This window comes from Lampropedia puyangensis (assembly GCF_004833285.1).
GTDB classification, from domain to species: Bacteria; Pseudomonadota; Gammaproteobacteria; order Burkholderiales; family Burkholderiaceae_C; genus Lampropedia; species Lampropedia puyangensis.
Genome location: NZ_STFG01000013.1, coordinates 1 through 24,099, shown reverse-complemented (window position 1 = coordinate 24,099; position 24,099 = coordinate 1). Strand labels below are relative to the sequence as shown.

General features: G+C 52.6%; 20 protein-coding genes, 1 tRNA gene and 2 riboswitches. Of the genes, 9 read left to right on the top strand and 12 right to left on the bottom strand.

Annotated features, from left to right (window positions below):
• Positions 1-49: 49 nt before the first annotated feature.
• From E9531_RS11765 to E9531_RS11745, 5 genes are all read right to left on the bottom strand, one after another.
• Positions 50-2,158 (bottom strand): family 2A encapsulin nanocompartment cargo protein cysteine desulfurase, encoded by a 2,109-nt coding sequence (locus E9531_RS11765; RefSeq protein WP_244610092.1) that lies wholly within the window; start codon positions 2,156-2,158, stop codon positions 50-52.
• Positions 2,159-2,173: 15 nt separating this feature from the next.
• On the bottom strand, positions 2,174-3,112 hold the full coding sequence (locus E9531_RS11760; protein ID WP_136573959.1) for a family 2A encapsulin nanocompartment shell protein: 939 nt from the start codon (positions 3,110-3,112) through the stop codon (positions 2,174-2,176).
• 179 nt (positions 3,113-3,291) lie between these two features.
• Positions 3,292-3,651, bottom strand: a complete 360-nt coding sequence (locus E9531_RS11755) for a helix-turn-helix domain-containing protein (RefSeq protein WP_136573958.1) — start codon at positions 3,649-3,651, stop codon at positions 3,292-3,294.
• Positions 3,651-4,565: a serine O-acetyltransferase EpsC gene (epsC, locus tag E9531_RS11750; RefSeq protein ID WP_136573957.1), complete on the bottom strand. Its 915-nt coding sequence runs from the start codon at positions 4,563-4,565 to the stop codon at positions 3,651-3,653. Before epsC ends, E9531_RS11755 begins: the two co-directional genes overlap by 1 nt.
• A gap of 147 nt (positions 4,566-4,712) precedes the next feature.
• Positions 4,713-5,192 carry a rhodanese-like domain-containing protein gene (locus E9531_RS11745; RefSeq protein ID WP_136573956.1) on the bottom strand — a complete coding sequence of 160 codons (480 nt, stop codon included), beginning with the start codon at positions 5,190-5,192 and terminating at the stop codon, positions 4,713-4,715.
• Positions 5,193-5,408: 216 nt separating this feature from the next.
• A riboswitch (glycine riboswitch) is annotated at positions 5,409-5,528 on the top strand.
• Positions 5,529-5,540: 12 nt separating this feature from the next.
• A riboswitch (glycine riboswitch) is annotated at positions 5,541-5,668 on the top strand.
• A gap of 48 nt (positions 5,669-5,716) precedes the next feature.
• Between E9531_RS11745 and gcvT the strand changes: the two genes are divergently transcribed.
• The 3 genes from gcvT to gcvP all read left to right on the top strand — a co-directional run bounded on the left by gcvT (position 5,717) and on the right by gcvP (position 10,409).
• Positions 5,717-6,856, top strand: a complete 1,140-nt coding sequence (gene gcvT, locus E9531_RS11740) for a glycine cleavage system aminomethyltransferase GcvT (protein WP_136573955.1) — start codon at positions 5,717-5,719, stop codon at positions 6,854-6,856.
• 174 nt (positions 6,857-7,030) lie between these two features.
• Positions 7,031-7,405 (top strand): glycine cleavage system protein GcvH, encoded by a 375-nt coding sequence (gcvH, locus tag E9531_RS11735; RefSeq protein ID WP_136573954.1) that lies wholly within the window; start codon positions 7,031-7,033, stop codon positions 7,403-7,405.
• A gap of 94 nt (positions 7,406-7,499) precedes the next feature.
• Positions 7,500-10,409 carry an aminomethyl-transferring glycine dehydrogenase gene (gene gcvP / locus E9531_RS11730; RefSeq protein ID WP_136573953.1) on the top strand — a complete coding sequence of 970 codons (2,910 nt, stop codon included), beginning with the start codon at positions 7,500-7,502 and terminating at the stop codon, positions 10,407-10,409.
• 101 nt (positions 10,410-10,510) lie between these two features.
• On the opposite strand, the gene E9531_RS11725 is transcribed toward gcvP, so the two are convergent.
• The gene (locus E9531_RS11725; protein ID WP_136573952.1) at positions 10,511-11,962 is read right to left on the bottom strand and encodes an MFS transporter; all 1,452 of its coding nucleotides are present in this window, start codon (positions 11,960-11,962) and stop codon (positions 10,511-10,513) included.
• A gap of 98 nt (positions 11,963-12,060) precedes the next feature.
• On the opposite strand from E9531_RS11725, the gene E9531_RS11720 reads away from it, so the two are divergent.
• Positions 12,061-12,864 (top strand): helix-turn-helix transcriptional regulator, encoded by an 804-nt coding sequence (locus tag E9531_RS11720; RefSeq protein WP_136573951.1) that lies wholly within the window; start codon positions 12,061-12,063, stop codon positions 12,862-12,864.
• A gap of 113 nt (positions 12,865-12,977) precedes the next feature.
• Here the strand turns inward: E9531_RS11720 and E9531_RS11715 are convergent, their stop codons facing one another.
• Both E9531_RS11715 and E9531_RS11710 read right to left on the bottom strand, forming a co-directional pair.
• Entirely contained in the window at positions 12,978-13,757 is a 780-nt protein-coding gene (locus E9531_RS11715) for an enoyl-CoA hydratase (RefSeq protein WP_136573950.1), read from the bottom strand.
• Between the two features lie 130 nt (positions 13,758-13,887).
• Positions 13,888-15,810 (bottom strand): M61 family metallopeptidase, encoded by a 1,923-nt coding sequence (locus E9531_RS11710; protein WP_136573949.1) that lies wholly within the window; start codon positions 15,808-15,810, stop codon positions 13,888-13,890.
• A 545-nt stretch (positions 15,811-16,355) separates the two neighbouring features.
• Here E9531_RS11710 and E9531_RS17810 point away from each other — a divergent pair.
• Positions 16,356-17,045: a C40 family peptidase gene (locus E9531_RS17810; protein ID WP_244610091.1), complete on the top strand. Its 690-nt coding sequence runs from the start codon at positions 16,356-16,358 to the stop codon at positions 17,043-17,045.
• A gap of 83 nt (positions 17,046-17,128) precedes the next feature.
• On the opposite strand, the gene phaR is transcribed toward E9531_RS17810, so the two are convergent.
• Entirely contained in the window at positions 17,129-17,692 is a 564-nt protein-coding gene (gene phaR, locus E9531_RS11700; protein ID WP_136573948.1) for a polyhydroxyalkanoate synthesis repressor PhaR, read from the bottom strand.
• Positions 17,693-17,904: 212 nt separating this feature from the next.
• Here phaR and fumC point away from each other — a divergent pair, with 212 nt between their 5' ends.
• Positions 17,905-19,299 carry a class II fumarate hydratase gene (gene fumC, locus E9531_RS11695; protein ID WP_136573947.1) on the top strand — a complete coding sequence of 465 codons (1,395 nt, stop codon included), beginning with the start codon at positions 17,905-17,907 and terminating at the stop codon, positions 19,297-19,299.
• A gap of 156 nt (positions 19,300-19,455) precedes the next feature.
• On the opposite strand, the gene serB is transcribed toward fumC, so the two are convergent.
• Both serB and E9531_RS11685 read right to left on the bottom strand, forming a co-directional pair.
• Entirely contained in the window at positions 19,456-20,169 is a 714-nt protein-coding gene (gene serB, locus E9531_RS11690; protein WP_136573946.1) for a phosphoserine phosphatase SerB, read from the bottom strand.
• Positions 20,170-20,407: 238 nt separating this feature from the next.
• Positions 20,408-21,004 (bottom strand): LysE family translocator, encoded by a 597-nt coding sequence (locus tag E9531_RS11685; protein WP_136573945.1) that lies wholly within the window; start codon positions 21,002-21,004, stop codon positions 20,408-20,410.
• Between the two features lie 126 nt (positions 21,005-21,130).
• Here E9531_RS11685 and E9531_RS11680 point away from each other — a divergent pair, with 126 nt between their 5' ends.
• The 3 genes from E9531_RS11680 to E9531_RS11675 all read left to right on the top strand — a co-directional run bounded on the left by E9531_RS11680 (position 21,131) and on the right by E9531_RS11675 (position 23,575).
• Positions 21,131-22,588, top strand: coding sequence for an aminotransferase-like domain-containing protein (locus E9531_RS11680; protein WP_244610090.1), 1,458 nt, complete (start codon positions 21,131-21,133; stop codon positions 22,586-22,588).
• A gap of 196 nt (positions 22,589-22,784) precedes the next feature.
• Complete coding sequence (locus tag E9531_RS17990; protein WP_425293589.1) at positions 22,785-22,961, top strand: hypothetical protein; 177 nt, start codon at positions 22,785-22,787, stop codon at positions 22,959-22,961.
• A 523-nt stretch (positions 22,962-23,484) separates the two neighbouring features.
• Positions 23,485-23,575 (top strand) — tRNA-Ser (locus E9531_RS11675).
• A 141-nt stretch (positions 23,576-23,716) separates the two neighbouring features.
• Here E9531_RS11675 and E9531_RS17805 read toward each other — a convergent pair.
• Positions 23,717-24,099, bottom strand: a 383-nt coding sequence (locus tag E9531_RS17805) for a transposase (RefSeq protein WP_342210860.1), incomplete at its 5' end; no start/stop codon positions are given.

Sequence of the window (24,099 nt, the reverse complement as noted above, 5' to 3'; positions counted from 1 at the left end):
CCTGCATCTCAAAAAGTTATCTTGAGATGCAGGGCGTTTTTTCACCCAATCAGTGTCTGCGCTGACCTGCCAATCGTTGGATGATCTGCACCAACTGGTCGATTTCATCAAACGTATTGTAGAAAGCCAGCGATGGACGCACCGCTGTCTCTACACCAAAACGGCGCAAAATGGGTTGTGCACAGTGGTGGCCTGTGCGCACAGCAATACCTTCGGCGTTGAGAATTTGCCCCACCTCATCGGTTGAATAACCGTCAAGCACAAACGACAGCACACTGGCTTTGCCTGGCACAGTGCCAATCAGGCGCACCCCAGCAATAGCTGCGAGCTGGGCCATGCCATAGTCCACCAAGGCGTGCTCATAATGGCTGATGTTGTGAATCCCCAAGCGCTCCACATACTCCAACGCAGCACCTAAGCCAACTGCATCCGCAATATTGCCCGTGCCAGCCTCAAACGTATTGGGCAATGGCTGAAAGACCGTTTTTTCAAACGTGACGTCGGCAATCATGTTGCCCCCGCCCTGCCACGGCGGCATATTTTCCAACACATCACGTTTGCCCCACAGCACGCCAATGCCTGTTGGACCAAAAATTTTATGGCCTGAGAAGACAAAGAAATCAGCACCAATGTCTTGCACATCCACAGGCGTGTGGGCGATAGATTGCGCACCATCAATCACGGTGGTGATGCCATGGCATTTAGCAATATCCACGATCTCTTTGACTGGTACCACCGTGCCAAGAACGTTAGAGACATGCGCTACGGAAACCACTTTGGTGCGGTCGTTAATGAGTTTGCGGTATTCATCAAGCAGCACTTGGCCTTGATCGTCCACCGGAATCACCCGAAGCTTGGCGCCTTTAGCCTGCGCCAACTGCTGCCACGGCACGATATTGGCATGGTGCTCCAAATTCGACACGATGATTTCATCGCCCTCTTGCACGTGCTGGCCGCCCCATGCTTTGGCAATCAGGTTGATGGCTTCGGTAGTGCCGCGCACGAAAATAATTTCATGCACATCGGGGGCGTTGATGAACCGGCGTGCGACTTCTCGCGCATGTTCGTACGCATCCGTTGCACGGGCTGCCAACTCGTGCGCAGCCCGGTGGATGTTGGAGTTTTCATGCTCGTAAAAATAGGCAATCCGCTCAATCACTTGCCTTGGCTTATGGGTTGTCGCGGCGTTGTCAAGCCACACCAATTGCTTGCCATTGATCCTTTCCTGCAGAATCGGAAAGTCGCGGCGTACTGCATGCACATCAAATGCAGGGTGGCGCCCTCGATCGGCCTGTGGCACTGCATGCCCCCCATGGGGATGCGCTTTAGCAGGTGTCACATACCCACTTGGCAAAGTCACGGCATCTACAAAATAGTATTGCGACGTGCGCTCACCAGCACCAGCGGCTACAGGCAGCGCATGCCCTGCTCCAGGCTGGCGGCTTTCAGCCAGCGGCACAGCATGGTCTTGTCCATTCAATGCTGCCAAGGCCTGGCGGCTCAAAGTATCCAAGTCATGGCTATCGCCTGGTCGCTTGTCCGTGCTTGTGCCCAGCCTAGGCTTGTTTGCAGCATCACTGGCAAAGTAAAAAGGGGCTGCCCCACCAGCGGGATGCTGCGCGGCAGCAGCCCCAGTAGCTGCATGGGCCTGCGGCACGCCGGTGGCCAAGCCAGCCAACTTCGGTTCGTAAGCAGGCAAGGTGCTGAATGCCTTATCAGGCACCCCATTCGCCGCCTGCGCATGGGGCACAACAACACCGGCGCGATTTCCCAAAGACAATACCTGCGCATGAGAAGACGGCGTGAAGTTCGCCCCTGGCACTTGCCCTTGCGGAAAAGGCACTCCAGGCACATTGGGTGACGTGCCAGAAGGGCTGGCCAACGGTGAACCACCGGGAGCCACATTCACAGGTGGTTGCTGGCCAAATGGCACACCACTCGGCGCAATAGCGCTTAAAGCACCAGGAGCAGCCAGCGGACTGGCCACGCCACCACTGGATGACTGCAAGCCAGCAGGGGATGCTGCCTCACCGGGCAAGGCGCGAAAGAAGGCATTGGCCAACTGCGCCAACGCGGTCGGATCAATAGGCGTCTCTGGCGCTTGAGGCGGAGCAACAGGCACGGCTGGTGCAGGATTAGAAATGGAGGTAGAAGTCAAAACGCTTCCCCTTGTTTATTTATAGGTATCCAGAGCTGAATAGTCGTGGTACTTGTTGATTTCTACATCATCCAAAACGGCCAGTGCATCAGGCGTGAGCACGGCCAATGAGCAATACAGCGAAATCAGGTAGGACGCGATGGCATGGTCGTTGATTCCCATGAAACGCACAGACAGGCCTGGACTTTGCTCACCAGGCAAACCTGGCTGAAATAGCCCCACCACGCCCTGCCGACGATCGCCGACACGCAGCAATAGAATTTTGGACTTGCCGTCTGCGACAGGCACCTTGTCCGAAGGGATCAGCGGCACACCGCGCCATGTGATGAATTGCGAGCCAAACAAGCTCACCGTAGGCGGTGGCGTACCACGGCGTGTGGCTTCGCGGCCAAAGGCGGCAATGGTCAGCGGGTGGGCCAGGAAAAATGCAGGCTCTTTCCAAACCTTAGTCAACAACTCATCAAGATCATCGGGCGTGGGCGCACCAGTGAGCGGAAAAATACGCTGTTCATCCGTCACTTGCGCCAGCAAGCCGTAGTCTGGATTATTGATGAGTTCGCTTTCTTGGTTTTCCTTGATCGTCTCGATCGTCAAGCGCAGTTGCTCTTTGATCTGGTCGTGCGGGCTGCTGTACAGATCAGAGATGCGGGTGTGCACATCCAGCACGGTCGAAACGGCATTGAGGAAGTACTCACGCGGCAGCTCGTCGTAATCAACAAACGTGCGCGGCAGTTGATTCTCATGCTGCTTGGCGGTGCAGGTGACTTTGATTTCCTCAGGATTTTTCACCTGATTGACGCGGTAAATACCAGCCTCCACAGGAACCCATTGCAGCAAGTGCGTTAACCAGCGGGGGGAAATAGTCGATAGTTTCGGCGCTGTTTTGGTGGCATTGGCCAATTGCCGTGCGGCATTGTCACCCAATGCGGTTGTGCCGCGTACGTTTGTATTCATGGTGCTCTCCACTCTTTCACATTGAAACTGAATCGGTTAAAACGAGCAGTGTTTGCCTTGTCGCTGCCCCGCTCAACCGTCTATCACCAGCAATATGTCGCTGACTCTGGCATCACCGTCGCAAAAGACTGCATCTTGCTGCCCATAGCCATCACGCATCAACCATCATTAACAACGCATCACGCAGCAACGACATGCTGTTGCGGTTTACGGCGCAGTTGCTCGATGTTTTCGCAACGACTGAATAACTCCACCAGACTGACCTCGAAGGCCTGCGCTAATTTGTGTGCCGTCACCACAGAAGCCACGACCCTGCCCCGCTCGACCTCACCCACATACGAGCGGTTCAGGCCCGAACGGTCAGCCAATTGCTCTTGCGACCAACCTTGTTTTTCTCTCAACTGCCGCACGGCAATCCCTAGGTTTTCGACAAAGGCACTGGTTTGCGCTATGGGGTCCACAATCTGCCCCACAGCCCTCAAAGTCGTGACTTTCTGCGCACTGTTTTGTACGTCTGCATGAGGCGTCCATAGCTGCATTACGGTTTCTCCTTGAAGGGTTCTTTACGCAAACTCGCTTGCGACACGCTGGCACCCGGGGCGACGTTTTCTGTAATCCACACGTTGCCACCAATTACCGCACCTTTGCCCAACGTCACACGCCCCAATATCGTGGCGCCGGCATAAATCACTACGTCGTCTTCTACGATCGGGTGTCTTGGCTCGCCCTTACGCAGGTTGCCTGCTTCATCAGTAGCAAAACGCTTGGCCCCCAAAGTGACGGCTTGGTAAATACGCACGTTATGGCCAATGCGTGCAGTTTCACCAATCACAACACCTGTGCCATGGTCTATAAAGAAACCTGCTCCAATTTGCGCGCCAGGATGAATGTCTATACCCGTGCGACTATGGGCCTGCTCAGAAATCAAGCGCGCCAGCAAACGCAAACCATGCCCGTACAACACATGCGCGATGCGGTGGTGAATGATGGCCTGGATACCTGGATAGGACAGCAAGATCTCATCCACCCCCAGCGCGGCAGGATCCCCCCTGAAAGCGGCAACCACATCCTGATCCAGCAAGCGGCGAATGAAAGGCAGCTCTGCCGCCAATGCAGCCACAGCGGCGTGCGCTCGCGCTTTGATGGTGGCTTGTGTCTCTTGCGCATGGCGGGCATTGAATGCCAACTCCAGCCTGGCTTGCTGCTCCAGTGAACGCAAGGCCGCATGCAAGGTGTAGCCAACGTAATAATCTTCGCTTTCATGGTGCAGGTTCTCAGGGCCCAAACGCATAGGGAATAAGGCCCCCTTGAGCTGCTCCACAATTTGACCAACCGCCTCGGGTGAAGGGAGCTCGCGTGCTGAGGGGTCACGAACACGTTGTTGCGCATCACGCCAATCATCACGGGCCCGGTGCAGTGCGTCGACAATGCCTTGAATATCAATATCTGCCATTACTTTTTATAGAGGTCTGTCATGGCGAAGACTGCGCTAGCTGTGCGCAGCAAGAGACCGCAATGGCATCGCGTTCGTATTCAGAACATGATCGCCAAGTCCCGCCATGTTTGTTGTCGTATTAGGCTGAGTGAAGGGAGTAAAGAATCAATCCTGAACCCATGGCAGACCATGAAAGCGCCAACCATCACCATGGCCACGCTGCCCGGCCTCATCAATCTCCCCTTCAAAACCTTCAAGCACATTGAATACATGGGTAAAACCTGCCTGAGTTGCAGCTGTGGCGGCCAGTACAGACCGCTTGCCTGAGCGGCACAGCAACAAAACCACCGCTTGCTTGCCACCATGTGCTGCTAATTTGGCTTCCAGCTCACGCACAAATCGAGGGTTGCGTGTCAGTGCCGTACCACTGGCCCAAGGTACATGCACAGAACCTGGAACATGCCCAACAAATTTCAACTCTTCGCCTGAACGCACATCCACCAGCACCGCCTCCCCAGCATGAAACAAAGCCCACGCTTGCTGCGGCGTCACACCGCCAGCGTAACCGAGTTGCTGCTGAACGGCCTGTTGCTGTGCACGCTGCAAAATAGCGTCCAGCGGTCTCTCTAGGGTATCGACTGTCATTTCTTTTTTCTCCGTCTGTTGAGTCCTGCAAGGTGTGTGTTGCGCGCTTTTGATGTGTATACCCGCGTCAACACGGAGAAACTGTATGCCGTTCTTTATATGCCGCAAAAGATTGTTTTTAAATTTCAAAATAACCAATTTATATTTGAAAGCATCAAAAAAAAGCAAATGCGCATGGAAAACCAGTTTCAGCCCAGAAGGAACTTCACTACAATGCCCAACTTGTCAGGAGAGAGCGAAGCCAAGCTAAACGTTTGCATGGTTTCGCCGCCGAAGGCGCAGGCTGGCTTTACGCACAACCGCAAAACGCTCAGGCAAAAGGACTGGCAACCGTCTGTGATTGCACAGACGTCACCCACTGGAGAGAGTTGGTTCGTCGCATCCGATGCGCGGCACCAGCCACCGAAGGAGCAAGACCCGGCATGCAATGGCCTGCTAGGTTGAATCTCTCAGGTAAAGAGGACAGCAGGGTCTCCCACCGCAGCACATAGCTGGGGTTGTTCGTTTTTTGGAGATCCACTGCCATGACTGCCTCGAACACCGCTTCTGACGTTTTATTACAAACCCCGCTTCACGCCTTGCACAAGGAATTGGGTGCCCGTATGGTGCCGTTTGCAGGCTACGACATGCCGGTGCAGTACCCTGCAGGACTGATGGCTGAGCACCTGCATACCCGAACCCAAGCTGGTCTGTTCGACGTCTCGCACATGGGACAGCTGCGCTTAGTGGGCCCTGATGCTGCTGCCGCACTAGAAACCTTACTGCCCGTTGATGTACTGGGATTGGGGCTCAACAAGCAGCGCTATGGTTTATTGCTCAATGACGAAGGTGGCATCCTTGATGACTTGATGTTCGTCAACCGTGGCAACGATCTGTTCCTGATCGTCAACGGTGCATGCAAAGTCACAGACATTGCATGGATTCAAGAGCACATTGGGTCGCGTTGTGAAGTGATTCCAATGCCTGAGCAAGCCTTACTGGCCTTGCAAGGCCCTGCTGCGGTCAATGCATTGCAAGCCATCGTGCCCGGCGTAGAAAATTTGGTTTTCATGACTGGCGGCTCGTTTACTTGGGAAGGCCATATGCTCTACGTTACCCGCAGCGGTTACACCGGAGAGGATGGCTTTGAAATATCCCTGCCCGGTAGTGCTGCGGAGTCATTTGCCCGCACGCTACTGGCGCAAAATGGCGTCATGCCCATTGGCTTGGGTGCGCGCAACTCACTGCGTTTAGAAGCGGGCTTGTGCCTGTACGGCAATGACATTGACATCACGACCACGCCGGCCCAAGGCGCATTGAACTGGGCGATCCAGAAAGTGCGCCGTACCGGTGGGGAGCGCGCAGGCGGTTTTCCTGGTGCAGCCAAAGTGCTCGCCGAGATTGACCACCCATACAGCCTGCCAAGCAAACGTATCACTTTGCTGGGGCAAGAGCGCGTGCCTGTACGCGAACACACCGAATTGCACAATGAGGCTGGCGAAAAAGTGGGCGAAGTCACCAGCGGCCTGCTTTCACCTTGTTTAAACCAACCCATTGCCATCGCGTACGTGACGCTGTCCAGCGCCACATTGGATACAACCTTGTTTGCCCTTGTGCGCGGAAAAAAAATACCAATGAAAGTCGTGCCCTCGCCTTTTCTGCCCACCCGCTATTACCGGGGCTGAAGCTTTCGTCAAAACAGCCACGCACACTGGCAATCGCCATCTAAACCCAAGCAAGAGTGCAATTGGGCAAGCCATCACGCTGAAATTAGCTACATTGGCAATGGTGTTCACACAATCGCGTTCGAGGCACAGCCTGCTGCCTCTCAATTTTTAGTCATTAACTGGAGCCCTCTGATGAGCCTGAAATTTTCCAAAGACCACGAATGGGTCAACGCCAGCAATGCTGAAGCCGCTATCGTCGGCATTACCGTTCATGCGCAGGATGCGCTAGGTGATGTGGTGTTTGTTGATCTGCCCGAAGTCGGCGCGAGCTTCAAACAAGGCGATGTGGCTGGCGTGGTCGAATCCGTCAAGGCCGCCGCTGACGTGTATATGCCCATCGATGGAGAGATTGTTGAAGTCAACGAAGCCTTACGCGATGACCCAAGCCTGGCCAACACAGCGCCATTGGCTGAAGGCTGGTTCTTCAAAGTCAAATTGAGCAACTCCGCCCAATTGGACGAACTGCTGGATGAAGCCGCCTACGAGGCATTTGCAAAAGACGCTTGATTCCCCTGTCATTGCTTAGCCCGCTTCCTGATCTGGTTTGCCATCTCCATGGCAAACCAGCCCTTTCGTTTTAAATGCGTTGCCGCCCCGCCCTATGCTCAAGCAAGCCCCAAGCCTCACCGATCTGGAACATTCCACCGAATTCTGGTCTCGCCATATCGGCATCACTGAGGCTGATGCCCAGCATATGCTCAGTTGCATTGGCGCCGCATCAGTGCAAGCATTGGTGGGCAGCATCGTGCCGCAAGCCATTACCAGCCAACAGGCAATGGCACTCCCCCAGCCGGTAACTGAAGTGCAAGCATTGGCGCAAATGCGTGCTATCGCACAAAAAAACCAGCGACTCAAAAGCTTTATTGGCCAAGGCTATTACGGCACACATTTGCCCGGTGTGATCTTGCGCAATGTGCTGGAAAACCCCGCTTGGTACACCGCTTACACCCCTTACCAAGCGGAGATCAGCCAAGGCCGCATGGAGGCGTTGGTGAATTTTCAAACCATGGTGACCGACTTGACCGGCATGGACATCGCCAATGCCTCAATGCTGGATGAAGCAACAGCAGCGGCCGAAGCCATGACTCTGGCCAAACGTTCGGTCAAAGCCAAGGGCAATGTATTCATCATGGCTGGCGATGCCCACCCACAAACCATCGCTGTGGTGCAAACACGTGCGGCACCGCTGGGTATTGTGGTGAAGTTGGCCGATTCGCAACAGGAATGGAACGACCTGCTCGCCCAAGACGACTACTTCGCCGTGCTGGAGCAATACCCCTCGACGAGTGGCCGCTTGGGTGAAGAAGGTGATGACGTTAAAACAGCACATGCCAAAGGCGCTGCATACATTGTCGCCACGGACTTGCTGGCTTTGACCTTGCTGGTTCCTCCCGGAGAATGGGGATTGGGCGATCCAGCAGGCGAAGCCGACATCGTTATCGGCAGCACACAACGCTTTGGTATGCCCATGGGGGCCGGTGGCCCACACGCGGGTTTCATGGCTTGCAAGGACAATTTCAAACGCTCGCTACCAGGTCGTCTGGTTGGGGTCAGTGTGGATGCGCATGGCCAACCAGCCTACCGCTTAGCATTGCAAACCCGTGAGCAACATATTCGCCGCGAAAAAGCCACCTCCAATATTTGTACCGCACAAGTGCTGCCTGCCGTCATCGCCAGCATGTATGCGGTCTACCACGGTCCAGATGGATTAAAACGCATTGCCCAGCGTGTAGCACGTTACACCGCCATCCTCAGCCGAGGTTTAGCGCAATTGGGTTACACCGAGGTACATGCTGATGGCGCAGCTTTCGACACGCTGTGTTTGAAAACTGGCGCGCGTACTGCTGAACTGGCGCAGCGTGCTGTCGCTAAAGGGGCCAATCTGCGTACTGCTTGGGAGGAATATCTCTGCATCTCGCTGGATGAAACGACCACCCGCGTCGACATTGAACTGCTCTGGTCCATTTTCGCCAAGGAAGGGCAAGCTCTGCCAAGTATTGAAGCGCTCGACGATGGCAGCGACCTCATCCCCGCCCCACTGCGTCGTGCCAGTGTCTTCCTAACCCATCCTGTATTCAACAGCTACCATTCTGAAACGGCAATGCTGCGCTATTTGCGCCGCCTCTCTGACAAAGACTTGGCACTGGATCGCAGCATGATTCCGTTGGGCAGTTGCACCATGAAACTCAACGCCACCAGCGAGATGATTCCCATCACCTGGCCTGAGTTTGCCGACCTGCACCCCTACGCGCCTGCCGATCAATTGGCAGGCTACGCCGAGCTGGATGCGCAACTGCGCCAATGGCTATGCGCCATCACCGGTTATGCAGGTGTAAGTCTGCAGCCGAATGCCGGGTCCCAAGGCGAATATGCTGGACTCTTAGCGATCAAAGCTTTTCATGAAGCCAAGGGCAACAGCCAGCGCAACATTTGTCTGATTCCATCATCAGCCCACGGCACGAATCCCGCCAGCGCACAAATGGTTGGTCTGCAAGTGGTTGTCACCGCCTGCGATAAGCACGGCAACGTTGATGTGGACGACCTGAAAGCCAAGTGCGAGCAATACAGCGATCGCCTGGCCTGCATCATGATCACCTACCCGAGCACCCATGGTGTGTTTGAAACCCGCGTGCGTGAAATCTGCGACTTGGTACACCAACACGGTGGCCGCGTGTACGTGGATGGTGCCAACATGAATGCGATGGTCGGCTTAGCACAACCTGGCCAATTTGGCGGCGATGTCAGCCATCTGAATCTGCACAAGACATTCTGTATTCCACATGGCGGCGGTGGCCCCGGTGTCGGCCCCGTATGCGTGGTTGAAGATCTGGTTCCCTTCCTGCCGGGCACCATCAACCAAACCAGCACGGTGGGCCCCGTCTCAGCTGCGCCTTATGGCAATGCGGCCGTGCTACCCATTTCGTGGATGTATATCCGAATGATGGGCGATGCCGGGCTGCGCCAAGCTACCCAAAACGCCATCCTCAGCGCTAACTACATCAGTGCGCAACTCAAAGACCACTTCCCCACGCTGTATGCCAGCGATAATGGTCGCGTCGCGCACGAGTGTATTTTGGACTTGCGCCCCATCAAAGACGCCTGCGGCGTGACTGCTGAAGACGTTGCCAAACGATTGATTGATTACGGTTTTCATGCGCCTACGCTGTCTTTCCCGGTGCCCGGCACCTTGATGGTCGAACCGACTGAGAGCGAAAGCCGTGATGAACTGGACCGCTTCATCGCCGCAATGATTCAGATTCGTGAGGAAATTCGGCAAGTGGAAAACGGTACCTGGCCACAGGACAACAACCCTTTGTGTAATGCCCCACACACCGCTGCAACCTTGCTGCGATCAGACTGGAGTGCGCCCTACTCGCGTGAAGTAGCGGCCTATCCGCTCGAAAGCCTCCAGCATAGCAAGTACTGGAGTCCTGTTGGCCGCGTTGACAATGTGTACGGTGACCGTAACCTCTTCTGCAGCTGCTTGCCTGTAGATGCATACGCCAATTGAACATTGGGCATAGATTTGTATAGAGGGACATTTACGGCCCCCTTTTCACCATCGCAAGATGATGGGTGCCAAACCGATTCAGCGCATAACAAAGATGCCGCTCATGGTAATGCGCGCGACCCTCTCGCCAACAGCATGAGCAGCACGCACGCCAACAGCGCAGCCCCTAAGTTGTAATGCATACCAGTGACGAAGGCCTCGGTGTATTGGTTGGCTATAGTGCCCTCATCGCTTGCATCAAGCTGCACAGCGAACAGCACACCGACGACAGCAACACCCAATGCGGCTCCAATTTGCTGCACCGTAGAGATCACGCCAGACGCCATGCCTGCCAGTGCCTCATCAACAAATCCAAGCACCAGATTCAGCAGCGGTGTCATGATCAACCCCTGACCCAAGCCGACGACGATCAGGACAGGAATCAATGCTGAGGGCTCTAAACGCCCTTCCGCGCTCTGCACCTGAAGAATCAGTACTCCAATCGACATAGCATAAACCCATGCCCCTCCAGTGATCGCCTTTGTACCCCAACGAGTCACCCACTTTGGTGCAGCCAACGATGCCAAAACAAACCCCACACTGCATGGAGCAAAGAGACTCCCCGCAGCAAAAGGATCGAGCCCCAGACCTGTCTGCACCAACAGCGCGAAACACAAAAAGAACGAACTGGACGTCGAATAAACCAGCAATACCAACGCGGAGCCCAGCCCAAAGTGGTACTGGCGCAATAAGTGCATATTTACCAATGGGCTCACTCCAGCCAATCGCTTACGCTCTTGCTGTCGATAAAAAAGAACGAGTAAAGTCACACCAGCGGCAAGTGCCCACCAGCACCAAACTGGCCATCCCTGACCCGGTCCCTCCATCATTGGCACGAATAAAAAACTCAACCCAAAACTGACCAATACCAGACCTGACCAATCAAGACTTTGCCGCTCAGGAGCATGCGATTCTGGAATCCATCGTGCAGCAGCAAGCGCAAGCAAACCAATCGGTAAATTAATCAGAAAAATACTGCGCCAACCGAACCCGAACAGATTGGCATGCACCATCCAGCCCCCAAGCACCTGACCGGCAATAGCGGCCAGCCCCAGTGTCATTCCCAAAAAGCCAAAGGCGCGTCGACTGTGCTCTCCGCTGAAGCCAACCCGAATCGATGCATATACCTGCGGGAACAACAAAGCCGCAGCCAGACCTTGCAGCACGCGCGCACCAATCAGAAAATCAGCATGAGGAGCCACCCCACATAAAACCGATGCGGCAGTAAACCCCGCCATGCCGACCATAAACAATCGACGCCGTCCAAAAAGGTCGCCCAATCGGCCACCAGTTATTAGCATGACTCCGAAGGCCAACTCGTAGCCCGCCACAATAAAACCGATCTGAGACAAACTGGCACCAAGCTGGGTCTGCAGGCTTGGAATGGCCACATTGACAACAAACAAATCGAAAATCGTGACAAAACCTGCCAGCAACAGCACAGACAAACCCAACCAAGGCGGTCTGCTGGCGGTCTCTCTAGACTGTATTGAAGTGGTGCATTGAAGATTCATTTGACGCATTCAGAATATGGAAATGCGCATTCTGAAACACCATATAAACAATTACAATTTAACAATTTATGCTATTACTTTAGGCAATGCAATAACCCATGCGTACCTTACAACGGACCCGTTCCGATCTGGCTGCTTTCTTAAAGGCACGCCGTGAGCGTCTTGTGCCTGCAGATGTCGGTTTACCAAGTGGTGGTCGCCGCCGTACACCGGGATTACGCCGCGAGGAAGTCGCCGCGCTTGCTGGTGTAGGCCTGACTTGGTATACATGGCTGGAGCAAGGCCGAGATATTGGTGTCTCAGCCACATTTCTAGACAGCTTGGCGCGCGTTCTGAAACTTGATGCCGCCGAACGACGCCACTTGTTTCTACTGGCTCATGAACGCCCTCCCGCAGAACCAGGTAAGACATGGTGTGTCCTCCCCTCATTGGTTCGGCGCTTGATGCACGACATTCCACATGCGGCGTTCGTACTCAATCTCCGCTGGGACGTGTTGGGCTGCAATGCGCAAGCCGACCAGCTCTTCAACTTCAACGCACATGCACCGCAACGCCGAAACCTGCTCTGGCTGCTGTTTACAGACCCAATCCTTCGGGAGCGAACGGGCGACTGGGAAACTAAGGCCCCCATGATGCTGTCAAGTTTTCGCAGAGATTTTGTACGCGCCACACAAGAGGCCGACATACAAGCCTTGGTGGATGACCTGCAGCGGGTTTCACTTGAGTTCAAACTCTGGTGGCGCACGCATGAGGTTCACGCATCTTGCACTGGCGTGCGCCAGCTTGTCCTCGACGGACAGCCAGTACCTTTCGAACATACGTCACTTACCATTGATGAAGAGCGGCATCTGCGGTTAGTGGTTTATGCGCGGCAGTTGGAGTGCTCCACTGACAACGACTAAACAGACAGCCACAATCGAGCACAATAAGCCACTTGCAATGAATGGGCCAGCGTTCCTAGCGTGAGGATACGCTGACCATTGAACACAGGAGGCAGCCCAGCCAGTTGACCGATTTACTGGTTTTTGAATTGAGCAGTGCGTTTGTTCACGAACGCATCCATGCCCTCTTTTTGATCCTGCGTGGCAAAGAGAGAATGGAACAAACGGCGCTCGAACATGACGCCATCGGCGAGTCCGCTTTCAAAGGCACGATTAACAGACTCTTTAGCGGCCATCGATGCAATCAGCGAGAAGCTAGAAATAGCCAAAGCTGCCCCCAACGCTTCGTCCATGAGCTTGTCCAGCGGAACCACGCGACTCACTAAGCTCGCGCGCTCGGCCTCTTGGGCATCCATCATGCGCCCTGTCAAGGCCATGTCCATGGCTTTAGCTTTGCCTACAGCGCGCGGCAAACGTTGCGTACCACCGGCTCCAGGAATGACACCCAACTTAATTTCAGGCTGCCCAAACTTGGCGTTATCTGCTGCAATGATGAAATCACACATCATGGCCAACTCACATCCACCGCCCAAAGCATAGCCTGCTACAGCAGCAATCACGGGCTTTCGTATGCTGCGCACGGTTTCCCAGTTACGCGTGATGTAGTCACCTTTGTAGGCATCAACAAAGTTGTATTTGGCCATTGCAGGAATGTCTGCTCCTGCTGCAAATGCCTTCTCGCTGCCAGTAACGATAATGCACCCGATTGCATCATCTGCATCAAACGCTTTGAGCGCCTCGCCCAGCTCGGTCATTAACTGGTCATTGAGTGCATTCAATGCTTTAGGACGGTTGAGTGTAATGATGCCAACTTTTTCAGCCTCAATCTTCACTTCAATGGTTTCGTATGCCATGGTGCTTGTATCTCCAATTCTCTTTTTCAACATAGTTTGCAGCACATACGCGTGTGCGCGCTGCGGAAAGCTCAGGCACAGGGATCATGGCGTGCGCCAAAGCCCTTGCCTAAAACAAGCCAACGCCAGTTTATCCGGCATTGATAGCCTTTGCGGCGTCGTCACCGCTTAGTGTTCCATCCAGCCAATCCAACCAAGCAGCCTTGCCTGCATCCAAAGCTTCCAGATACGCCTCCCCATGAATCGCATCAGGAGCGGGCACCTGTAGCTGCAACCAAATCAATTGGCCGTCACGCGCCACAAGTAGGCGTACATCGAAAGCGGTGCGATGGGCATCGGGCACCAAACCATCGAACTCTTCCCATTTTTTGATACGCCAAGCTTTTGCATGAGCGCTCGCTTGCCCTTGTGCAGCAGTTACTGCAGGCGCAACTTCCACGCCAATACATTCGTCCCCCACAGCCAATCCTGCGCGCTCTGCCGCGCTGGCAGTTTGTACACGGCGAACGGTCATACCGGCAGCATTTTCTTGTACCAATATGCCCAAGCGCTGCGGCCAAGTTGCAGTCTTGAACCCCAAGCGCAAGCCCACGCAAGCCAATGCCTCAGCCAAAGGCAAGTCGCCAACCCCATGTACCCATGGTGAGAGTTTTGCAAAAGCATGGTCAGACCCAGTGACAGTTTGCAGTGCGGCGGCGATGTCCTGCTCTCGAATCGGGCCTCCTTGGCTTTGATCCCATAAAGTGCGCATCACTTGGTCGAGCGTGCCAACCCCTTGCTGACGCAAATACAGGTCCAAACACAGTGCAATCAACGCCCCTTTGGTGTAATAACTGACTGTGATATTTGCAGTGTTCTCATCTTGCCTGTAATACTTCATCCAGGCATCAAAACTGGCTTGCGCCACACTTTGCACGTGCCGGCCAGGAGTTTGAGCCACTTGCTGAATGGTTTTAGCCAATACAGTCCAATATTGAGCATCACTCAACAGCCCTGCTCTACGCAACAGTAAATCGTCGTAGTAACTGGTAAAGCCTTCAAAAAACCACAGCAGTTCTGTGTAGTTTTCCTGCTCGTAGTTGTAGCGCTCAAATTCGCTGGGGCGCATGCGCTTGACGTTCCATGTATGGAAGTACTCGTGGCTAATCAATCCCAAAAGGGTGCGATACCCCTCGTTTTTATCTCCATCGCCTAACCGCGGAAGATCACTTCGATTACAAATCAAGGCCGTGCTGCTGCGGTGTTCCAGGCCTCCATAACCGTTGGCTACTGCATTGAGTAGGAAAGTGTAGTGGCCATGGGGTGCAATGCCCTGGGCATGCTTTTTTGCATCTGGGTGCCAGAAAGCGATAGCCGCCTCGCAAATGCGCTGTGCATCACATAACAAGCGCTCTCCATCAAATGCCGCACTCGCGCCAGCCACAACAAACTGATGTGTGATGCCACACGCATCGAAATGACCAGACCAAAAGCACCCCAACTCAACAGGGCTATCGGCTAACTCATCGTAATTTTGGGCGATATAGTCGCCAAAGCCATTCGCGTTGGTTGTGACGGCTTGAAGCGCAGTTGCCAGCTGCCATTGAGGTGCGTGCAATGGCTGCAGCAGTGTAATCGCGTGGAAAGACGACTCCTGCCCATGGGCACGCAAACAAAGACTGGTTGGATTGAAGAAACCACGCTGTGCGTCTAACCAAGCCGTGCGCACCGAAGTGTCAAATGCATACACACGGTAGCGCAACACCAAGGCTTGCGTTGCGCAGCAACTGATGTGCCAGGTGTTTTTACGCGTTTGCACGACTGTCACGGGTTCGCCCGATTGCTGGGCCTCTAACGCACTGAGATGACGCGCAAACTCCCGTATCAAATAGCTTCCTGGAATCCACGCAGGTAAAGAAACGATTTGTTCGGCCGCCGGATTAGCGATGCTCATGCATACATCGAAGTGGTGCCCATGCACATCATTCGCGTCAATTCGGTAATGAACAGGCGCTTCCAATTGCGGCATTGTCTGCCAGAACTGCGGGGAAGAGGGAGTGCTCAAATCATTCATAAGTCGTATCAATCAATGCGCAAAGAATTGCGATTACACCATTGCCGACCTTGCTAAACAGTTGCACCGGCCACGGCAACCCCATCTTTATAACGCGAAGAACGCGTCTCGCCATTACCAAGAGGAAGACAAAGAATGCCTGCGTAACCCCGGAGACTTAGGGGGATAGTTATCCTTCAGCATTGATTTTTGCCCGGATAGTGGGTAAATCCCAATCCAGAATTTATGGCGACCGCCTTTGAAGGTTCATTGCCACCGCATAGATATTGCTCTTTTTTTTGACATTCACTTATGATTTAATGAGTATTTGGTTATTTTCAAGCGTTTGAACATACCTGTTCAAATATGACGATGCCATGCTGATATGCGCTACGCATGAAGCCATGGTCTAACGTTGCAGAACTTGCTCGAGGATGAAGCGCGTCTTTCAAAGCGTTTACTTTTGTTCTGCTTGAAACATTTTTTCACGGTCAAACGAAAAAAATCAGCCAGTTGCATTGGCTTTTTCATCTTGTTTGACATCTTCAATGCTACGCTTGCAGCCCATGAAACGTTTGCACCTGCCATTGATCGCTTTATCCTTGACCATGCTGACTTGTACGGCAACATGGGCAGATCCTCAGTCAGACGATCTTTTAGGACATTTTCTACTGGCGAACACGCAATCCTCTGCAAGTACGGTACTTGGTGCCAAGCACAAAGCCAGTGCTCGCGAACTACTGAATCACCCTCCTCGTTTGAGTTTTCGCAGTGAGCCGCAAACAAGTTCGCAGGAAACAGACTCCGTAGCAAATGCAAGACAGTCACTAGGGATTGACTCGCACACATTGATGATGTCCGATGTCGTGGTGACTGCCATGGGCTACTTGGGCAAACCGTATGCCTACGGTGAAAGCTCGCTAGATGGCGGTTTCGATTGCAGCGGCTTTGTACTGTCCCTCTACCAGCGATCGGTCGGCCACCATCTGCCGCGTACAGCAGCCCAGCAAGCAAATGCCACGAAAAAAATTGCCCGCAACGATTTGCAACCTGGCGATCTCGTCTTCTTCAATACCCTACGTCGCCAATTCAGCCATGTCGGTATCTATATTGGAGATGGTCGTTTCATTCACTCGCCTCGAGCAGGTGCCTCCATCAGGATCGAGAGCATGGAGAAGTCCTACTGGCAAAAGCGCTTCAATGGTGCACGCCGTGTTGAGCCTGCAAACTCAACCTTTATGGCCAGTAGTACCTGAGCATTCAGCACCGTTTAGCTTTCGCTGCGATGTGCTGGCCATAGCCCATTCGACATACAAGCATTGGACGATGCTCAAACGCATTATTTAGTATTTTTAATGCCAAACAACTGCAAAAATTGCTCTGTTTGCTGCCTCACCTGCTCTTGCATTTGCTCTTGTGCTTTCGCCAAGGTCTGACGACTTTGCTCTGCATTAAAGCCCCCCATCATGGCAGGCATGACAGGTTGAGAAAAAGCTTGAAACTGGCCCCAAAATTCAGGAGGCATTTGGCGTGTTTGCTCGGCCCATTGCGATTGCATTTCTGCCATAGCTTGAATATTTTTTTCAATATAGGCCCCCATGAAGCCTTGCATGGTATGGCCATAAAAACGAATCAGGTTCGCAAGCACGGCCTCACTAAAAATGGGTGTTCCGCCAACCTCTTCTTCAAGAATGATTTGCAGCAGAATGCTTCGCGTGAGGTTTTCGCCTGTTTTGGCATCTACCACAATAACGGGCTGGCGATCAATGACCAGTTGCTTGACATCGGCCAGTGTGATGTAGGTGGAGTGAGCTAAATCGTAAAGGCGACGATTAGGGTATTTTTTGATCACACGGCCATTGAAATGGCTGTCATCTGCTTCTGCTTTCTTGCGAGTCACCATGCGTCACGCCCATCCTGTAGAAAATCTGTAATAGGCCCATTCTAACGACGCCATTAAAGAACCCAACTCAGCAAAACCCTTGGTTTGAACGTCAGGCAGCAGCTCTCATAATGTCATAGAATAAATGCGAATAATTTCCAGTACATCACAACCAATGCCGGTTCGTCGATGCAGCCGAAGCCATTCACATCTTCCGACTATTGCTTTTGACCATGACACAGACCAACACGCGTACAGAAAAAGACACTTTTGGCCCGATTGAAGTCCCTGCTGACAAATTATGGGGAGCTCAAACACAGCGCTCGCTGCAGAACTTCGATATCTCAGGGGAAAAGCAACCCAAGGAAATCATTAAAGCACTGGCTCAAGTTAAACGAGCTTCTGCAACCGTGAACCATGCGTTGGGTTTATTGGATGACAAGAAAATGCAGGCCATCGTGGCAGCTGCGCAAGAAGTCATCGAGGGCAAACACCCTGGCGAGTTCCCTTTAGTAGTGTGGCAAACCGGCTCAGGTACGCAAAGCAATATGAACCTTAATGAGGTCATCGCCAACCGCGCCAGTGAATTGCTCGGTGGTGAACGTGGCGAGTCACGTTTAGTCCATCCCAATGACGATGTGAACAAAAGCCAGTCGTCCAACGATGTATTCCCTACCGCATCGCATGTAGCAGCTGTCGATGCCTTGACCAACAAGCTGCTGCCAGCTATTGATGTACTCAAAAATACGTTGGCCGAAAAGGCAAAAGCCTTCGACCACATCGTCAAAATTGGCCGCACCCATTTGCAAGACGCAACGCCACTAACGTTAGGTCAGGAAATTTCTGGCTGGGTTGCGCAACTGGAGCATGGCAAAAAACATGTGCAAGATGCACTGCCGCATTTGTATGAGCTGGCCTTGGGAGGCACTGCCGTTGGTACGGGTTTGAATGCCCCAAAAGGCTATGCTGAAGGCGTGGCTAAAGAACTAGCAGCGATCACTAGCCTGCCTTTTATTACTTCACCCAATAAGTTTGAATCGCTTGCCTCGCAAGATGCTTTGGTACATGCGCATGGTGCACTTAAAACCTTAGCAGCCAGTTTGACCAAAATCGCCAATGATGTGCGTTGGTTGGCCAGCGGCCCACGCAGTGGGATTGGCGAAATCAGCATTCCAGAAAATGAACCAGGCTCCTCCATCATGCCCGGCAAAGTCAACCCAACACAAAGCGAAGCCGTCACCATGCTTGCGGCACAGGTGTTTGGCAATGATGTAGCCATCAATATCAGTGGTGCGTCAGGCAATTTCGAGCTGAACGTCTTCCGTCCTGTCGTTGCCCACAACTTTTTACAAAGCGTTCGCTTGCTTGCGGATGGGATGATCAGCTTCAACAACAATTGTGCGGTTGGTATTGAGCCCAACCAAGCGCGGATCACAGAACTAGTGCAAAACTCCTTGATGCTGGTTACTGCCCTCAACACCCACATTGGTTACGACAAGGCAGCATTTATTGCAAAGAAAGCCCACAAAGAGGGCTCCAGCCTGCGCGAAGCAGCCGTTGCATCAGGGTTTCTCACTGCAGAGCAGTTTGACCAATGGGTGATTCCCGAAAATATGGTTGGCCGTTAACGCTAAGGCAGCCCTTCAGTAAGAGGGGAAGCTTGCTCTTGCATTGATGCAGTATTAGATTACTGCCCTCTGTCCCTGAAAAAAAACCTGTCATTGCATCCATGACAGGTTTTTTTTACGCACTATATGGTGAATGTGCAGTGATCAAGAGATTAATCAGAGCTTAACGACCTCAAGCAAACGATCCAATCCCCCTTCATTAATCGCCACTTTGGCAACGGCCTTAACCCTCGGCTTAGCATGGAAGGCAACAGAAAGGCCAACAGCTTGCATCATAGGAATATCGTTACTGCCATCGCCCACAGCAATCACTTGTTGCGGATCGATCCCCATCAACGATGCCAAATCCAAAACCGCACGGCGCTTTTCATCACCGTCACAAATGTCCCCCCACGACTGATCAGTCATTCGACCGGTCAACACCCCATCCTTGGCTTCAAGCAAATTGGAGCGAGAAAAATCCAATTGCAACTTGGCCCGAATGCGATCGGTAAAGAAGGTAAAACCTCCTGAAACCAAGACGGTTTTCAAGCCGGCCTTTTGGCACGCCTGCACCAGTGATTCAGCACCAGGTGTCAATTGCACCCGTTCGTTATAGACCTGCTCCAATTGCGCCAGCGTCACCCCTTTAAGCAACGCCACGCGTTGGCGCAAACTTTCTTTGTAGTCGGTAATAACACCTTGCATTGCCGCCTCAGTAATAGCAGCTACTTCTGCTTTTTTACCAACCACATCGGCAATTTCATCCACGCACTCAGAAGTCACCAGCGTGGAATCCATGTCAAACGCGATGAGTTTGTATTGGTGCAGTGACAAAGGAGGCTCAATGCCTTGAATTTCCAGGCCTTTGGCCCATTCTTGCTTACTCATGGTGCAGTATCTCGTGCTATCGGTGTAAACGCTTTCGCGGCTCGATCATCCTTGCCAAGCCAAATTCTCTGCACAAAAACGTGCTTAAGAACTGGACATGCAAGCTTATGCGAATTATGCGGTAAATCTCTTGTATCGCATCTTGCACCTTTGCTTCAAAATGCAGTTACACGTTCAGCAAAGCAGTCTTAAAGCACGCTTTCGTACCACACCTCTAGCGCCCACACTGCACACCGAGCTAAACCACCATCGGATAGATCGACAGTACCAACAGCACCGCCATACTGAAATTGAACATGCGCACAGTTCTAGGCTCGCGTAGCCAGCGTTTGAGCGCCACACCAAACAAAGTCCATACCGAAATAGTTGGCAAATTGACCATCCCTGCAATCGATGTTGCAATCAGCAAATTAGCCATGAATTCCTTTGGAGGGACATACACCGCAATCACGCCAAGCACCATTGCCCAAGCTTTGGGGTTGACCCATTGAAAAGCGGCCGCCTGTAAAAATGTCATAGGCTTGCCCTGCTCTTGACCAGCACCCATCGGCCCTGAAAAAGCAATTTTTGCAGCTAGGTACAGCAAATACAGTACGCATACCACCTTCAATCCTGTGTGCAATACAGGCAACCGATTAAACGCGGCTCCCAGTCCTAAGCCCAATACAAAAATCATGGCCATGCACCCCACACTGATGCCCAGCATATGGGGAATGCTACGGCGAAAACCATAATTCAAACCAGAGCTGGCCAGCATGATGTTATTGGGCCCCGGCGTAATAGATGAAGCAAAAAAGAATGTGGCCATTGGAAGCCAAAGCAAAAGCGCATCCATAGATGAAATTTTCTTTCAAAAATGACAGACCGGTTGTCCATCAAACAGCTTCGCAATTTATCCAACAAAACCAATACAGTACCGATACAATTTTCATTCAATTCAAAAACCTTACAGGTTAAAAAAATGAATACCGTACAGATTGACGCTTTTGAACCGCCACTGAGGCAGCATGATCAAACACTGCTGGAGCAAATTGTTCGAATGGTGGAACACAAAATCACCAGTCTGGGACTGCGACCAGGCAGTCGCCTGCCCTCCATTAGAGCGATGGCTGAACATCTGTGCGTGAGCCGTTTCACAGTGGTCGAAGCGTATGAACAACTCACCATGAAAGGCTGGTTACAGGCTCGTCGTGGGGCCGGGTATTTCGTCAATGCCAGACCTATACCCAGAGATGCTGATAGCTTGTCGGCCCACCATGCTGCCGCAGGAGCCTCTGCGCAGCCTATAACCCCCACCACCATGGATGTCTCATGGTTGCTGGAAAGTACTTTGAGAGATATGGGTGGACGGTTCAACCCAGGCACATCGGCATTAATGCCCAAAGCTTGGTTGGATTCAGAATTGGTAGCATCCGCTATTCGCAGTGTAGGGCGTACGCCCTGCACCTCCTTGCTTGGATACGGTGATGCGAGGGGCTATTTACCACTGCGCATTAGCCTGACAGAGCAGCTGCAGAACATCGGTATTGCCGCTCACGCAGAGCAGCACCTGCTGTTGACTGCGGGCGTCACCCATGCCACAGACTTGGCATTACGCACCCTGACTACACCTGGTGATACGGTTCTTGTAGAAGATCCAGCATGGTATTTGGTATTTGCCCGTTTGGCTGCCGCAGGGGTACGTGTCGTGGGTGTGCCCCGAACACCAAGCGGCCCAGACCTCAATATTCTGGAGGAACTGGTTCGAACGCATCGACCAAAGCTGTTTTTCATCAATAGCGCGGTACACAACCCAACAGGCTACAGCCTCTCACCCCGCAGTGCGCACACCATCTTGAAACTTGCACAAGAATATGATTTTCATATTCTTGAAGACGACACCTATGGGGAACTGCACCCTGGCGGCGCCATCCGGATTGCCGCTCTTGATGGATTGGAGAGAGTCCTATTCACTGGCGGCTTTTCCAAACCCCTGGCTGCAGGTCTACGCGTTGGCTACATTGCCGCATCATCCAAACTCACCACACGTTTGACTGAGCTGAAAATGCTCTCGGGCCTGACCACGCCAGAATTACCTGAGCGCGTATTGCAGCACATCCTTGCATCAGGCCTTTACAGCAAGCATCTGCATCGGTTACGCCAATTTGTCGACAACGCACGCATGCAAGCGCTGGATTTCCTCCAATCACTCGACTTAGCGCCTCAGCCAGCCCCCCATGCAGGTCTTTTCATTTGGCTCAACTGCCAACAAGACAGCGAACAACTGGCGCGCCGCAGTGCAGCACAAGGTCTCATCCTCGCTCCAGGCAGACTATTCTCTCCTGCGCAAGTACCAGACACCCACATCCGCCTCTCCGTCTCACTCACAGAAAGCGCTGAAACCATGGCACTGTTCAAAAAACTGCTCACCAATCCATAGAAATAGCCACATTGAGAGCTGCGCTAGACAAACAAGATAGCCGCCGCAGCATAAGTGCAGCGACTACTCGGGCAAATCGCATCGTATGAACGAGTGGCAATCCTTGGAAAAACAAAACTCTGAAAAATAAATCTATGCTGCCATTCATTGTTGCTTGAGCTTCAAAGTGCTGCTCAATTTAGGCTAACGCCAGACCATCGGGCGGGGCGAATCGCTCATCAATATGTGCGTCCTGCCATGGAAGACACCCAACTTCAGCACACTCTGTCATAGGCAAAAAGACTCGGACGTGATTGTGCAATATCATGCCAATGATCCCGCCCCGCAAGCGGGCTCAAAGACGCAAAGGAGCTGCCTTTGCAGCACGCAATGAGCATCGCAGTATGTCGCCGTTTCGGACGCGGCATCTGAAAAAATTGGAGCGTCTTCCACCGCAGATCCTTGGTTAGAGGCCAAAATGAATTGCTTGCAAAAGCCCAGAGAAAAAATCAAGGCCAAGGCCTTTGAGAGACAGGTCGTAGAGCTCAATGTGCGAGCGGCCATCTGGAATCGGCTCACACAATTGGACTGCCCCAACTCAGGCGCCGTAGGATAACTGCGCATGAGGTTTGGAGCGCTATGTTCTGCGCTTGATTTATGCAACAAAACCCATAAACATTGCAAAGCTCCAAGTAGCCCAAGGCAAGCTTTACCTCTTTGTTGCCATATACAGAACCAGCAAATTCAAGATAGATCCGACTCATCAAAATCCGGGGCTAAACACCTAGCGCCTTATGGCGCGACAAAGAGGACGTTTAGACGATTCTAGAGAAAGGAAATGCAAGCGGAAATTTTTTATAGAAAAACAGCATCAAAGCATATATGCTCAAAAAAACAAGATAGAATTTCGCTTTCACGGAGAGGTGGATGAGCGGTTTAAGTCGCACGCCTGGAAAGCGTGTGTAGGTTAATAGCCTACCGCGGGTTCGAATCCCGCCCTCTCCGCCAATGGCATATATAAATCAATGACTTATGAATGAGTTTTTGATTTGTACCACATAAAACCCCACATAAAGCAAACAGCTTATGTGGGTTTTTTCTTGTCCGTCTTGTTTTGAGCTGGTTGAAAAAACTCTAAATAAAAAAATCTCAGCCACAGGCTTTGTTGCACAAATCAAATTTAGCGTGAACGNGGCCAAGTTCGCTGAACCGATTGAGAATAGATGCACGCACATTCAACTCCGTGACCTGTCTCTCAAACATGCGTGCCATCACCTTCTCTCCAAGCCTCTTGAAGCAATGCATCTTTGTCTCCACCAGGGAGCGTCGGTGGTAACCGCTCCAGTCTTTCCATATCGCTCTGCCTAGTCGCCCGCATGCCATGACTGCTTCGTTGCGATGGGCAAAGGCTACACCTTTGCGCAATCGTGCTCTCTTGCATGGCGGGATGATGGGGATAATCTGTCTGTGCTGGCAGGCGGTATACACAGCTTCGGCGTCATAGGCCCCATCACCTGTCATGGTGCCAATCG

Excerpts from the sequence above, each read along its gene's own strand:
- E9531_RS11760 (WP_136573959.1), bottom strand. The coding sequence starts at position 3,112 with ATGAATACAAACGTACGCGGCACAACCGCATTGGGTGACAATGCCGCA.
- E9531_RS11755 (WP_136573958.1), bottom strand. The coding sequence starts at position 3,651 with ATGCAGCTATGGACGCCTCATGCAGACGTACAAAACAGTGCGCAGAAA.
- epsC (WP_136573957.1), bottom strand. The coding sequence starts at position 4,565 with ATGGCAGATATTGATATTCAAGGCATTGTCGACGCACTGCACCGGGCC.
- E9531_RS11745 (WP_136573956.1), bottom strand. The coding sequence starts at position 5,192 with ATGACAGTCGATACCCTAGAGAGACCGCTGGACGCTATTTTGCAGCGT.
- gcvT (WP_136573955.1), top strand. The coding sequence starts at position 5,717 with ATGACTGCCTCGAACACCGCTTCTGACGTTTTATTACAAACCCCGCTT.
- gcvH (WP_136573954.1), top strand. The coding sequence starts at position 7,031 with ATGAGCCTGAAATTTTCCAAAGACCACGAATGGGTCAACGCCAGCAAT.
- gcvP (WP_136573953.1), top strand. The coding sequence starts at position 7,500 with ATGCTCAAGCAAGCCCCAAGCCTCACCGATCTGGAACATTCCACCGAA.
- E9531_RS11725 (WP_136573952.1), bottom strand. The coding sequence starts at position 11,962 with ATGAATCTTCAATGCACCACTTCAATACAGTCTAGAGAGACCGCCAGC.
- E9531_RS11720 (WP_136573951.1), top strand. The coding sequence starts at position 12,061 with ATGCGTACCTTACAACGGACCCGTTCCGATCTGGCTGCTTTCTTAAAG.
- E9531_RS11715 (WP_136573950.1), bottom strand. The coding sequence starts at position 13,757 with ATGGCATACGAAACCATTGAAGTGAAGATTGAGGCTGAAAAAGTTGGC.
- E9531_RS11710 (WP_136573949.1), bottom strand. The coding sequence starts at position 15,810 with ATGAATGATTTGAGCACTCCCTCTTCCCCGCAGTTCTGGCAGACAATG.
- E9531_RS17810 (WP_244610091.1), top strand. The coding sequence starts at position 16,356 with ATGAAACGTTTGCACCTGCCATTGATCGCTTTATCCTTGACCATGCTG.
- phaR (WP_136573948.1), bottom strand. The coding sequence starts at position 17,692 with ATGGTGACTCGCAAGAAAGCAGAAGCAGATGACAGCCATTTCAATGGC.
- fumC (WP_136573947.1), top strand. The coding sequence starts at position 17,905 with ATGACACAGACCAACACGCGTACAGAAAAAGACACTTTTGGCCCGATT.
- serB (WP_136573946.1), bottom strand. The coding sequence starts at position 20,169 with ATGAGTAAGCAAGAATGGGCCAAAGGCCTGGAAATTCAAGGCATTGAG.
- E9531_RS11685 (WP_136573945.1), bottom strand. The coding sequence starts at position 21,004 with ATGGATGCGCTTTTGCTTTGGCTTCCAATGGCCACATTCTTTTTTGCT.
- E9531_RS11680 (WP_244610090.1), top strand. The coding sequence starts at position 21,131 with ATGAATACCGTACAGATTGACGCTTTTGAACCGCCACTGAGGCAGCAT.